Here is a 12,798-nt window from a genome sequence, read left to right as displayed (position 1 = left end):
CCTCAGTCCGACTGCGTCGCCGCATAGTTGACCGGGGCTGACCCGCCTCGCCTGAACAGCAACTTAGGTGACCTGGCGCGCCGGTCCGCTAGAACGGCACCCCGCAGGTGAGGATGACGTTGGCGTACGGGGACGCCTCCCCGGAGCGGACGACGAGCCGCGCCCGCGCCGATCGGGCCTTCAGCTCCTCGTGGGTGACCCACTCCGGCTCGCCGAAGTGGCCACGTAACAGCTCCGCCGCTGCAGGGTTGCGCGCCGCCGTCTCCCGGGCGACCGCAGTGGACTCCACGACGATCTCCTCGGCGAGGGCGTCCACCACCGCGGCGAAGTCCGGCACACCGAACGTCAGGGCCAGGTCGACCACTGGCACCCCGGGCGGCCGGGGCAAGCCACAGTCCGCAACCACCACCATGTCGGTGTGCCCCAGCCGGGCCAGGTGCCAGGAGAGGGCGTCGTTGAGGATGCCGCGACGCTTCACCGTCGCACCTCCTGGATCTCGTCGAGGGTAGGGAAGGACTCCTGGGCGCCGCGGCGGGTGACGGCGACGGCGGCCACCGCGGTCGCGGTCACGACCGCGTCGGGCAGGGTGGCCCCCTCGGCGAGCCGCACCGCGAGGGAGCCCACGAAGGAGTCGCCGGCCCCGGTGGTGTCCACCGCCTGCACCCGGTGGGCCGGGACTCTCGTCGTCCGCGCGGGCCCGTCACCGGCGGACGGCTCGGCGACCACCGCGCCCGCGGCTCCGAGGGTCAGGACGACGGACCGGGGGCCGAGCCCGAGCAGCCGGACGGCGAGGGCCTCATCCCGCGCGCCCAGCGCGGCCGCGTCGCCGCCGGCGTCGCCGGCGTCGCCGGCGGCGTCACCCGCAGCGTCACCCGCGGCGTCGCCGGCGGCGTCGAGGAGGAACCGGGCCTCGGACTCGTTGACGACCAGCGGGTCCGCCACGCGCAGCACCTCCGGCGCCAGCTTGGCGGCCGGGGCGGTGTTGAGCACCACCCGCCCCCGCGCCTGCGTGGCGACCAGGGCCACCGACTCCAGCGGGATCTCCAGTTGCGCGACCACGACCGGCGCGTCCTGCCAGAGCGGGCGCAGCTCGGTGAGCATCGCCGGGGTCACCCGCCGGTTGGCGCCTGGGGAGACGATGATCGAGTTCTCCCCGTCGGGCGTCACCATGATCGTCGCCGTCCCGGTGGGGGCGTCGACCGTGCGCAACCCGGTGAGGTCCACCCCGGCCGACTCCAAGGAGGCACGTAGCAGAGCGCCGTGCTCGTCCGGCCCCACGCAGCCGATGAAGGCGACGTCGCCGCCGAGCCGACCCGCGGCGACGGCCTGGTTGGCCCCCTTGCCGCCGGGGGTCGTCACGACGTCGGCGGCGAGGATCGTCTCGCCCGGTGCGGGCCTGTGGTCGATGTCCAGGACGAGGTCGGCGTTGGCCGAGCCGACGACGACCACCGGGTGCGTATCCATGGGTCTCCGTGGTGTCTGTCCCTGCGGGTCGGTGCCGCGCCGCGTGCGGTCACGCGGCGCGGCACGCGGTCAGCTGGCGGGACGGCTCACAGGTCGCCCTGGCGCACCGCGACGACCGGGACGGAGATGGTCGCCTCGACCTCCTCGCCGGCGAGGACGGCCAGGGCCGCCTCGACCGCCGCGCGGCCGAGCTCCTCCGGCTGCTGCGCGATGGTGGCGTACATCGTGCCCGCCTCGACGGCCGCCTGGCCGTCGGCGGTGGCGTCGAATCCGACGACGAACACGTCCTGGCCCGCCCGGTCGCCAAGCGCCTGGATCGCGCCGAGGGCCATCTCGTCGTTCTCCGCGAAGATCCCGACGACGTCCGGGTTGGCCTGGAGCAGGTTCGTGGCGACGTCGAGGCCCTGCGCCCGGTCGAAGTCGGCCGGCTGCTTGGCGACCACCTCGATGCCTGGGTACTGGGCGATGCCCTCATCGAACCCCTGGCCGCGCTCGCGCGAGGCGGATGTGCCGGCTACGCCCTGCAGGACGATGACCTTGCCCTCCTCGCCGATCGCTTCGGCGAGCGCCTCGGCGGCGAGCCGGCCGCCCTCGACGTTGTCCGAGGCGACGAAGGAGGCGACCTCCGCGCCGTTGACCGCACGGTCGACCGCGATGACGGGCACGTCGGCCTCGACCAGTGGAGAGACCATCGAGCCGGCGGCGTCCGAGTCGACCGGGTTGATGATCACCGCGTCGAGCTCCTGCGCCAGGAAGTTCGCCATCTGGTTGGCCTGCTGGGTGGCGTCGTCCCGGGCGTCGGTGACCACGAGCTCCGCTCCGGCGTCGTCGGCGGCGGCCTGGGCGCCGTCGCGCAGCGAGACGAAGAACGGGTTGTTGAGGGTGGAGAGGGCCAGGCCGATGCTCGCTTCGCCCTCACCACCCGCCGTAGCGGTGGACTCGGCCGTCTGGTCCTCGCTGCCGGAGTCTCCGCTGCCGCAGGCCGACAGGGCAAGAGTCCCGACGGCGAGAAGGGCGGCGAGACGGGTTCGGGGCTTCTTCATTGAAACCATTCCTTTCGGTGGTGCGACCGGGGGCCGGTCGCGTGTCGGTGGTCGGGTATCCGGTCACCTGGGGTGGGAGGACGCCGTTGGTGTGCGGGCCAGAGACCGGTGCGCTCACGATCTCCTGCGGCGCAGCGTGTCGCTGAGGACGGCGAGGGCGATGACCGCGCCGATGACGACCTGCTGCCAGAAGGAGGAGACGTTCAGGAGGTTCAGGCCGTTGCGGATGACGGCGAGCACAAGGGCACCGACGAAGGTGCCGAACGCCCGTCCGGACCCGCCTGCGAGGCTGGCACCGCCGATGACGACGGCGGCGATCGCGTCGAGCTCGTACCCGGCGGCGGCCTGCGGCTGCCCGGAGGCGAGCCGCCCGGCGAGCACGAGGCCCGCGATGGCGGAGTAGAGGCCCGCGAGGGAGTAGATCACGAGCTGCTGGCGGCGGACGTTGATCCCGGACAGCCGGGCCGCCTCCTCGTTGCCGCCGATGGCGTACATGGCCCGGCCGGAGTAGGTGCGGGCGAGGATGAACCCCGCGAGGAGGCCGGCGACGACCATGACGAGCACGGGCACCGGCAACCAGCCGCCAACGGTGCTGCCAAGCCAGGCGACCGCCTCCGGCTGGGCGATGGGCACGCCGTCGGACAGGACGAGGGCCAGCCCCCGGGCGATGGACAGCATCGCCAGCGTGGCGATGAACGCGGGGAGCCGGCCGTAGGCCACGAGCGACCCGGAGACGAACCCGCTCGCCACACCGGTGACGAGGCCGAGAGCGATCGCGACGAAGGGGTTCACGCCGCCCGTGGCCGCCGTGTAGGCGGTGACGATCGACGACAGCGCGGCCACGGAGCCCACGGACAGGTCGATCCCACCGGAGACGATGACGAAGGTCTGCCCGAAGGCCAGGATGGCGACGACGGCCGCCTGGACGCCGATGTTCAGCACGTTCTGGGTGGTGAGGAACACCGGGCTCAGCAGCGCCATGACGACGCCGAGCACGAGGAGAGCGACGAACGCCCCGTTCTGCCCGAGCAGGGTCTTCGCGCGCTCGGTGATCGACTGGGCCACGCCGGTGCGGGCGGTGTCAGCGGGCACGGCTGGACTCCACTTCCTTGACTGCCAGGGCCATGACGACGTCCTGGGTGGCTTCTTCGTGGGTGAGCTCGCCGACGATGTGGCCCTGCGCCATGACGAGGACGCGGTCGCAGACGCCGAGCACCTCGGGCAGCTCGGAGGAAACGAGGAGCACACCCCGCCCGGAGGCGGTCAGAGTGTTGATGAGCTCGTAGATCTCCACCTTGGCGCCGACGTCGATGCCCCGGGTGGGTTCGTCGAGGAGCAGGACCGTGGGATCGGCGGCGAGCCACTTGCCCATGACGACCTTCTGCTGGTTGCCGCCGGACAGGTTGGTGACGACGGCCTGGGTCGACGGCGTGCGGATGCCGAGGTCGTCGACCACCGTGCGCGCCTGGTCACGCAGGCGTGCGCGGTCGACGATCCCTGCCCGGGTGGCATCCCTCAGGACGGCCAGGGTGAGGTTCTCCTCGACCGTGGCGCCGAGCACCAGACCCTGCGCCTTGCGGTCCTCCGGGACGAGACCGAGTCCGGCGCGGATCGCGGCGTGCACGTCGTGCGGGGGCAGCGGGCGGCCCTGGACGGTGACGCTCCCCGAGTCGTACGGGTCTGCGCCGAACACTGCTCGCAGCAGCTCGGTGCGTCCGGCCCCGACGAGACCGGCAATGCCGACGACCTCACCAGCCCGCACGCTCAACGAGACGTCCTCGAACCGTCCACGGGCGGTCAGGCCCTCGACGCGGAGCAGCTCGGCGCCCACCGGGCTCGGGCGGCGGGGGAACTGAGACTCGATGGAGCGCCCGACCATCATCCGCACGAGCTCGTCGGTGTCCGTGCCGGCCGGAACGGTGCCCACCGAGCGGCCGTCGCGCAGCACGGTCACCCGGTCCCCGACGCGCTGGATCTCCTCGAGGTGGTGGGAGATGAAGACCATCCCCACGCCCTTGGTGCGCAGGTCCGCCATGAGGCCGAGCAGGCGGTCCACCTCCGCGTCGGTCAGGGCGGCGGTGGGTTCGTCGAGGATGAGGATGCGGGCGTCGAGGCTGAGCGCCTTGGCGATCTCCACGAGCTGCTGGCGGGCGACACCGAGGGTGGAGACCGGGCGACGCAGGTCGACGTCGAGGCCCACCAGCTGCAGGGCGGCGCTGGCCCGGCGGTCCATCTCCTTGCGGTCGATGATCCCGAACCGGCGGGGCTGGCGGCCCAGGGTGACGTTCTCCGCGACGGACAGCTGGGGAACGAGGTTGAACTCCTGGTAGATGGTCGCGATGCCCAGCGCCTCGGCCTGGGCTGCCGTCGCGATGGTCACGGGCCGCCCGTCGACGAGCACCCGGCCCTCGTCGGGCTGGTACACCCCGGCGAGGCACTTGATGAGGGTCGACTTGCCGGCACCGTTCTCGCCGAGCAGCACGTGGACCTCGCCCCCGCGCAGGTCGAAGGACACCCCGTCGAGAGCGACGACGCCGGGGAACCGCTTGCTGAGGCCCTCGACCCGGAGCAGCTCGGGGCCGGACGACGGGAGGCTCACCGGGGCCTCCCCGGGGCGGTGGACTGACGCAGGACGAGGCGGCAACGCAGATCGGGCATGGGCGCCGGATCCTCCTCGCCCGCGATGCGGGCGAGGAGGGTCCGGGCGGCGTGCTCGCCGAGGGTCCTCGTCGGCTGGGCGACGGCCGTGACGGTGGGGGTGAGCAGACCGAACCAGGGGGTGTCGTCGAACACGGCCAGCGCGAGGTCGTCCGGGACGACCGGCGCGTCGGCGCGGCGCTCCGCGAGGACCCGGAGCACGCCCAGGCCCATGGTGCCGTTGGCGACGAAGACGGCGTCCGGTCGGTCGGGGGTGGCCAGGATGCGTTCCATGGCCGCGTAGCCGCCCTCGGCACGGAAGTCGCCGTGCAGGACGCGGCCGGCGGGCAGCTCGAGGCCGTGCCCGGCCAGGGCCTGGCGGAAGGCGTCGAGCCGTGCCCGCGCGCTGCCGGCGTGCTCGGGTCCGGAGATGATCGCCGGGTCGCGGCGGCCGGTGGCCAGGAGGTGGTCGACGAGCTCCTCGATGGCCTCGGTGGCGTCGGTCAGGACGGTGGGGGCCTCGACGTCGGCCGCGGCCCGGTCCACGAGGACGACGTGGTGCTGGTGCTCGGCGGCCTCACGCAGCAGCGGGGAGGTGTCCACCGTGGGCACCACGATGAGGCCGTCGACCTGACGCTCGAGCAGGATCCGGATGTAGTGGTCCTGCTGGTCGGGGTCCTCGTCCGCGTTGCCGACGATGACCGAGAACCCCGCGGCGCGCGCGGTGTCCTCCACGGCACGAGCCAGCTCGGTGAAGAACGGGTTGAGCAGGTCGGAGACGACGAGGCCCACCGTCCGGGTCCCCGTGCTGCGCAAGGACCTGGCGACGGCGTTCGGCCGGAAGCCCAGCTCACGGGCCGCGGCCAGGACGCGCTCGCGCATCTGCGGGGACGTGGCGGGGTGCCCGGTCACGACCCGGGAGACGGACGCGGTCGAGACGCCGGCGGCCCTCGCCACGTCCTTGATCGTCGGCATCGGTCCTCGCGACCCGGGCCGGTCGGCGGCTCTGCCGGCCGGTCCTCCGTTCGTGTAATCGTTCCCATGGGGACGATTTCATCGAGGTTAATCTCTTGTTCCGACGAGGTCAAGCACCGCCCGGGCCCCCTCGATCAGGCACGGTCCGTCGACGAGGTGCCAGACACCTCACGCGGATCACCGAGGGATCACCCCTTCATGATCACGTCGGCTCTCCACCCGCAGGGATGACCTGGAGGCTCTCGGCCAGAGCTGGTCTGGTTTGATCTGCTGGGGAGGCGGCGATGGGCGGACAGAGCGTTGACGTTGTTGCAGCGGTCGCAGGTGTCCCACCGGCGCAGACCGGCACGATGCGGCGCAATGCACAACAGGCGGGCGCCGACGGCGATCACCCCGAGGGAGCACTCCGATGACCTCCACGACGTGCCGACGACTGGACGGCCGTGTCGCGGTCGTGACGGGCGCGAGCCGTGGCATCGGGTTGGCGATCGCGCAGCGCCTGGTCGCCGAGGGCGCGAAGGTCTGCATCACGGCACGCAAGCCGGATCCGCTGGCCGAGGCCGCGGCAACCATGCCGGACGACAGCGTCATCGCCGTCGCGGGCAAGGCCGACGACCCGGAGCACCAGCACGCGGTGCTCGACCGGGTGGCTGAGGCGTTCGGCCACCTCGACATCCTCGTCAACAACGCCGGCATCAACCCCGTGTACGGCCCGCTGGTGGACGTCGATCTCGCCGCCGCCCGGAAGATCCTCGAGGTGAACCTTCTCGCCACGCTGGCCTGGGTGCAGGAGGCCATGCGGCGCACCGACCTGCGCTTCGCCGAGGGCGGGTCAGTGGTGAACCTGTCGTCGGTCAGCGCAGACACGCCGTCGCCCGGCCTGGGGATGTACGGCGTGAGCAAGGCAGCTGTCGCCCACCTCACCCGGACGCTCGCCGCCGAACTGGGCCCCGCGGTACGGGTCAACGCGGTCTCCCCCGCCGTGGTGAAGACCCGTTTCGCCCGCGCTCTGTACGAGGGCAAGGAGGCCGAGACGGCGGCCCAGTACCCGATGAGGCGCCTCGGGACCCCGGACGACGTCGCCGCAGCGGTCGCTTACCTAGTCTCCGACGAGGCGTCGTGGGTGACCGGGCACGTCCTCACCCTTGACGGCGGCCTGCAGGCCGCCGGCGGAACGGCCTAGCCTTCACTCGTCGCCTAGCCTTCAGCATCTCGGGGTCGGCGAGTGGCTGCCCGAGTTCGACCCGCGGTGGCCCTCGGCCGACTGCGACATGGCTAAAGGTCGATTGACCGGACATAACCACCGCAACGGAAACACAGCAGAGAGCGTGGCGACCTCCATCCCCCTTGGCGCCTGGACCAAAGGCGGCACCGAGACTCACCCAGGCGGAAGTTCCCCCACAGCGGCACGAGCGCCAAGCCAGTTTTCAAGCGACTCGGCACCACAGCCCGACGCTGAACACTTGACTACGTCACACGAACCGATCGCATGCCAAAATCCGTCTATGCCTGCGAGCGCGGAAGCGTCTCTATGTCAGGCCTTTTGTGGGAGAAATCTCAAGTCACGCCAATCGTGCTCGAAGTCGCGTAAGGTCGGCAGGACGTGGCGAACGCTGGAGTTGCATAATCAGGTATCCGCGGTTATGTAGAGAAATCTCAGCAGACCATGTGGAGGTTGCTCGGTCAGCTGCGCTCGCAAAGCTCGCCGCCAGGATGCCAAGAGGACCAAATCCTACAGGTACTACGGGCGCCACATTCCCAGCCCATGCCATACTCGCAACTTCTTCGACCCGCACGTCGATGGCGCCGCGTCCATTCTGGAAAGTGAAGGCGACGTCGGGAGCATCGAAAGGCGCCAGTTGCACCAGCACCTCCATCGATGGCATCTCCTGCCCATCATCGAAGAATTGCAGCACGCCGAGTTTCCATCCACTCTCGAGGAGCTGTCTCGCAGACTCGGGCGTAAGGGTGTCGCCCGGCAACGGAGGTCCATCCGGAAATAGGGACTGTGCCGCGGGAGGAACTCGACCCAAGAACCCGTCCAAGAAACTCTGCATGGGACCCCGGCGGCGGCCCCTTCGTCGCCCGATATTCGTCTGATCAGGTTCGCGGTCAGGCATCAGTGACTCCTTGACTCCTAGGCAGTGACGGGCGGTAGCCCACTTACATCATGCCCTGTCGGTTGCAAGTCCGACGCCTACCGGACCGCTGAACTGAAACAACAAACTGCAACTCTACTCTTTCTCAGTCCGACTGCGTCGTCGCGTAGTACCTCGTCCCCACCCCGTTCGGCCCCGGCACGGCGACGATCCCCACCCCCATCTTCGTCGCCCCGGCCCGCAGGATGTTCGCGTCGTGGCCCGGGCTGTCCCGCCACGCCTCGAACAGCTGCGTGTAGTCGTAGTGGTAGGCGACGTTCTCCGCCCACGAGGTGAACGGGCAGGTCGGCTTGGAGTGCGACAGCGCCCCGTCGCCGGAGAGCTTCGCCGACCACGTCCGGGCCGCCTCGGTCAGGCACGGGTCGGCGACGAGGGTCCGCAGGCCCTTGGCCTTGCGGTAGGCGTTGATCTCATCGAGCACGTGCTGCTCCATCGCGGTGAGCACCGATGCGGTCGCGGCAGCCGGCGCCGGCGGCACTGGCCGGGGGGCCGGCGGCGGCGGGGGTGGCACGTCGGTGATCCCGTCACTGACGTGGACGTCGAGCAGCCGGGTGAGGAAGGCGGCCATGTGGTCGCGGCGGACCGGATCCGCCGGAGCGAAGCGCCCGCTCGTGCTGCCGGAGACGACACCGGCGGCGGCCGCCTTGTCGATCGCGGCCGCGGCCTCGAGGTGGTCGTCGTCCGGGAACGCGTCCGGGGCCGCGGGCAGCGGCGCGCTGCCGGCCTGCCGGGCCCGCACGTCGTGGGCGCGCACGAGGATCGTCGCCATCTCGGCGCGGTTGACCACGTCGTACGGCCGTACCCGGCCGCGGCCGTCGCCCTCCAGGACGCCGAGGTCGGCCAGGGTGTTGAGCGACCGCTGGTGCGGGGACGAGCCGTCGTCGGTGAAGTAGTCCCGCGGCGCGCTGGGCACGGACCCGCCGGTGCGCTTGAGGGCGCGGACGACGAACGTCGCCAGCTCGCCGCGGCGCACCGTGCCGCCCGGCGCGTAGGAGCCGTCGGTGTTGCCGGCGGTCACCTGCCAGTACCGCAGGCAGCCGATGGCGTCGGCGAAGCCGTCGCTGGGCGCCACGTCCCAGAACCACGGGTCGGCGGTGGCCGGGTCCGGGCAGGCGGCATCCGTGCTGCGCGGTTCGACGGCGGTGGCCGTCGGGGCGACAGCAGCCATGCCGGTCACGGTGAGCACCGCCGTGACAGCGGAGAGTAGTGCTCGACGCATGGTCCTTGTGTCGGCAGAACCGCGCCGTTCCTGAAGCCGCGAACCCGCTCAGGTGTCGGTCGTCACCCGGGTGCTGCGCCACAGCCCGCGGGTGTCGTGCACCAGCGCACGACCAAGCGCCTCGGCGGGGACCTCGCGGAACTCGTCGTGGTCGACGAGCAGGACGACGACGTCCGCCCGGCCCAGGGCGGTGGGCAGGTCGACGAGCTCGACCCCGTCGAGGCCGGCGAGTTCGGCGGGCAGCGCCGCCACGTGCGGCTCGACGACGTCGATGGGCGCGTCGACGAGGCCGCGCAGCCGTTCGACGACGTCGACGGCGGGGCTCTCCCGCAGGTCGTCGACGTTGGCCTTGAACGCCAGGCCGAGGGCGGCCACCCGCACCGGCCGGCCGCCCCGGCCGGCCGCGCCGTCCCGGGCGGCCTGGGCCACGAGGGTCGCGACGTGCGCGGCGACCCTCCCCGGCTGGTCGTCGTTGATCTGCCGGGCGGTGCGGATGAGGGTGGCGTCCTCGGGGGCGGCGGCGACGACGAACCACGGGTCGACGGCGATGCAGTGCCCGCCGACGCCGGGCCCGGGGCGCAGGATGTTGACCCGCGGGTGCCGGTTGGCCAGGTCGATCATCTCCCACGGGTCGACGCCGAGCCGCTCGCACACCCGGGCCAGCTCGTTGGCGAAGGCGATGTTGACGTCCCGGTAGGCGTTCTCGGCCAACTTGGACAACTCGGCGGTGCGGGCGTCGGTGAGCAGGAGCCGCCCCTGGACGATGAGCCGGTACACGGCGGCGGCCCGCTCGGCGGCCTCCGGGGTGACGCCGCCGATGACCCGGTCGTTCGTCACGATCTCGATCATGATCCGGCCGGGCAGCACCCGCTCCGGGCAGTGGGCCAGCAGCACCGGGTCCCCGCTCCGGTCGGCGGTGACGCCGGCGACGGCGAGGTCGGGGCGGGCCTCGGCGAGCCAGTGCCCGATCTGCTCGGTGGTGCCGGGCGGGGAGGTGGACTCCAGGATGACGAGCTCCCCGCCGCGCAGCCGGGGGGCGAGCGCGTCGGTGGCGGCGCGGACGGCGGACAGGTCCGCCGTCCGGTCGGCCTGCAGCGGAGTGGGGACGGCGAGGATGTAGGTGTCCGCCGCGGGGACGTCGGTGCTCGCCGAGAGCCGCCCGAGCCGGACGGCGCCGCTGACGGCGACGCCGAGGTCGGGTTCGACGAACGGCACCTCGCCGCGGTTGACCGCCTCGACGGTGGCCGGGTTGACGTCGACGCCGACGACGTCGAGGCCCTGGGTGGCGAACGCGGCGGCGGTGGGCAGGCCGATGTAGCCGAGCCCGACGACGACGAGACGCCCACGTTCCTCCACCACGGGAGGCGACCCTAGCGGCCGGTCATGACTCGAGCAGACGGTGCAGGAGCACGACCATGTCGGCGCGGTTCACCGGTGTCGCCGGGGAGAACGTCGTCGGGCTGGTCCCCTGGGTCACCCCGGCCTCTTCGGCCCAGCCGATCGCCGGTGCGGCGTAGCTGCCGGCGGCGACGTCGTCGAAGCGCTCCGGGGCGGCGGCCGGCTCCCCCACAAGCCGCCACAGCAGGGTGACGGCCTGGTCGCGGGTGACCGGGTCGCCGGGGGCGAACCGGCCGGGTTTGACGCCGGAGGTGATGCCACGCTCGACGGCCCAGCTCACCGCGTCGGCGTAGTAGGCGCCCTGCGGGACGTCGGTGAAGCCGCTGGTCCCGGTGGGGGCCGGGCGGCCCTGCGAGCGCCACAGGAACGTGACGGCCTCGCCGCGGGTGACCGTCTTCTTCGGGGAGAACCTCGTCGCCGTGGTGCCGGAGGTGACGTCGTGGAGCACCGCCCAATCGACGGCTCCGGCGTAGTACGCGTCCGTCGGGACGTCGGTGAACACCGGCAGCACCGGCTCGGGCTCCGGCTCAGGCACAGGCTCGGGCTCGGGTGCCGGTTGAACCTCCGGGACCGGCGCGGCGTCCGGGTCGGGCTCCGAGGGTGGCGGCGTACCCCCGGCGTCCTCGACCGGCGCAGCAGCAGGTCCCTTCCAGGCGAGCAGAACCGGTGACCCCGTCCCGGCGCCCCGGACGACGCCGGTGGTGGCGGTGCCGACGAGGCGGGCCGCGGCGTCCGCCGGGCGCAGGGCCGGGTCGACCTCGAGGTACTGGGCGAGGATGCCGGTGACGTGCGGGGCAGCCATGGACGTGCCGGAGGACTCGGCCCACGCGGCCGGCGACTCGCGGGAGGCGGAGAGGATCCGCACCCCGGGGGCGAACAGGTCCAGGCAGGAGCCGTAGTTGCTGAACGAGGCCCGGGCGTCCGCGGCGTCGGTGGCACCGACGGTGACGGCGGACGGCTCGCGCGCCGGGGAGGTGGCGCACGCGTCGGCGCTGTCGTTGCCGGCCGCGACGACGACGGCGAGCCCGGCGTCGTGCACGGCCCGGATCGCGGAGTCGAGGATCTCGGACGGCGGTCCGGCCAGGGAGATGTTGACGACGCCGGGCGTGCCGCGCGGGTGGGTCTGCAGCACCCAGTCCAGGCCGGCGATGACGTCGGACTGGTTGCCGGACCCGGCGCAGTCCATCACCCGGACGGGGACGACGTCGACCTCGGGGGCGACGCCGACGTCGGCGCCCCCGAGGATCCCGGCGACGTGGGTGCCGTGCCCGTTGCAGTCCGCGCCGCCGTCCGGGCTCTGGACGCCGTCGAGGATCTGGACGCCGGGCTGGACGCGGCCGGTCAGGGCGACGTGGTCAGCGCGCACCCCGGTGTCGACGACGTAGACCCGGACGCCGTCCCCGCCCGCGGGCCGGGACGCGAGCCCGTCGAGGGGCAGGGTCCGTTGGTCGATCCGGTCGACGCCCCATGGGGTCTCGGCGGCGACGTGAACCTCGCGGTCGAGCTCGACGCGCTGGACGTCTGGATGACGCGCCAGCCGCCGGGCCTCGCCGGGACGCAACGACGCCACGAGGCCTGGGAGGGAATCGGTGAGGGGGCGCGGGTGGGCCGAGGAGGCGAGCTCCTGGTGGAACTCCTCCGGGTCGACGCCCGGAGCCAGTTCGACGAGGTAGGACGCCGGCGCCTCCTGGGCGCTCGCGGGAACAGCACCTGCCGCGCCAACGAGGACGGCGAGGAGCGGGGCCCAGAGGAGACGTCGCACGATCGGAGTCTCGACAGGAAGGTGCGCAAAGTTGAGAAGGAACGGGCGGCAAGTCGCCGGGCACCGCCACGCGCCGCCGCGGACGCCGGAAGCCCCGGCCCCCATGACTGGGGACCGGGGCTTCCGATCACAGACCCTCAG

Annotated in this window: 11 protein-coding genes; 1 reads left to right on the top strand and 10 read right to left on the bottom strand. The window is 72.4% G+C overall.

All coding sequences use genetic code 11. The annotated features are described in order from the left end of the window. Window positions 1–88 precede the first annotated feature (88 nt). The 6 genes from rbsD to HJG43_03305 all read right to left on the bottom strand — a co-directional run bounded on the left by rbsD (window position 89) and on the right by HJG43_03305 (window position 6,119). Window positions 89–478, bottom strand: coding sequence for a D-ribose pyranase (rbsD, locus tag HJG43_03330; protein ID UER53750.1), 390 nt, complete (start codon window positions 476–478; stop codon window positions 89–91). Next, window positions 475–1,464 carry a ribokinase gene (locus HJG43_03325; GenBank protein UER53749.1) on the bottom strand — a complete coding sequence of 330 codons (990 nt, stop codon included), beginning with the start codon at window positions 1,462–1,464 and terminating at the stop codon, window positions 475–477. The genes rbsD and HJG43_03325 overlap by 4 nt, the downstream gene beginning before the upstream one ends. Window positions 1,465–1,550: 86 nt before the next feature. Further along, the gene (locus HJG43_03320) at window positions 1,551–2,507 is read right to left on the bottom strand and encodes a substrate-binding domain-containing protein (GenBank protein UER53748.1); all 957 of its coding nucleotides are present in this window, start codon (window positions 2,505–2,507) and stop codon (window positions 1,551–1,553) included. Window positions 2,508–2,621: 114 nt separating this feature from the next. Continuing rightward, window positions 2,622–3,488 (bottom strand): ABC transporter permease, encoded by an 867-nt coding sequence (locus HJG43_03315; protein ID UER55661.1) that lies wholly within the window; start codon window positions 3,486–3,488, stop codon window positions 2,622–2,624. A gap of 100 nt (window positions 3,489–3,588) precedes the next feature. Further along, window positions 3,589–5,151: a sugar ABC transporter ATP-binding protein gene (locus tag HJG43_03310; protein UER53747.1), complete on the bottom strand. Its 1,563-nt coding sequence runs from the start codon at window positions 5,149–5,151 to the stop codon at window positions 3,589–3,591. Further along, entirely contained in the window at window positions 5,103–6,119 is a 1,017-nt protein-coding gene (locus HJG43_03305) for a LacI family DNA-binding transcriptional regulator (protein UER53746.1), read from the bottom strand. Before HJG43_03305 ends, HJG43_03310 begins: the two co-directional genes overlap by 49 nt. Before the next feature lie 409 nt (window positions 6,120–6,528). Between HJG43_03305 and HJG43_03300 the strand changes: the two genes are divergently transcribed. Further along, window positions 6,529–7,302, top strand: coding sequence for an SDR family oxidoreductase (locus HJG43_03300; GenBank protein UER53745.1), 774 nt, complete (start codon window positions 6,529–6,531; stop codon window positions 7,300–7,302). A gap of 379 nt (window positions 7,303–7,681) precedes the next feature. On the opposite strand, the gene HJG43_03295 is transcribed toward HJG43_03300, so the two are convergent. The 4 genes from HJG43_03295 to HJG43_03280 form a co-directional block, all read right to left on the bottom strand. Then, complete coding sequence (locus tag HJG43_03295) at window positions 7,682–8,035, bottom strand: hypothetical protein (protein ID UER53744.1); 354 nt, start codon at window positions 8,033–8,035, stop codon at window positions 7,682–7,684. A 328-nt stretch (window positions 8,036–8,363) separates the two neighbouring features. Beyond that, window positions 8,364–9,446 (bottom strand): hypothetical protein, encoded by a 1,083-nt coding sequence (locus tag HJG43_03290; protein ID UER53743.1) that lies wholly within the window; start codon window positions 9,444–9,446, stop codon window positions 8,364–8,366. A gap of 99 nt (window positions 9,447–9,545) precedes the next feature. Beyond that, window positions 9,546–10,853 (bottom strand): UDP-N-acetyl-D-mannosamine dehydrogenase, encoded by a 1,308-nt coding sequence (wecC, locus tag HJG43_03285; protein UER55660.1) that lies wholly within the window; start codon window positions 10,851–10,853, stop codon window positions 9,546–9,548. A gap of 25 nt (window positions 10,854–10,878) precedes the next feature. After that, a complete protein-coding gene (locus HJG43_03280; protein UER53742.1) occupies window positions 10,879–12,657 on the bottom strand; it encodes a S8 family serine peptidase in 1,779 nt (592 codons plus the stop codon). Window positions 12,658–12,798: the final 141 nt, after the last annotated feature.

The sequence above is a fragment of the Kineosporiaceae bacterium SCSIO 59966 genome, assembly GCA_020881835.1.
GTDB lineage: Bacteria > Actinomycetota > Actinomycetes > Actinomycetales > SCSIO-59966 > SCSIO-59966.
Note: the sequence above shows the minus strand (reverse complement) of the source record. Positions and strands in the feature narration are given on the sequence as shown.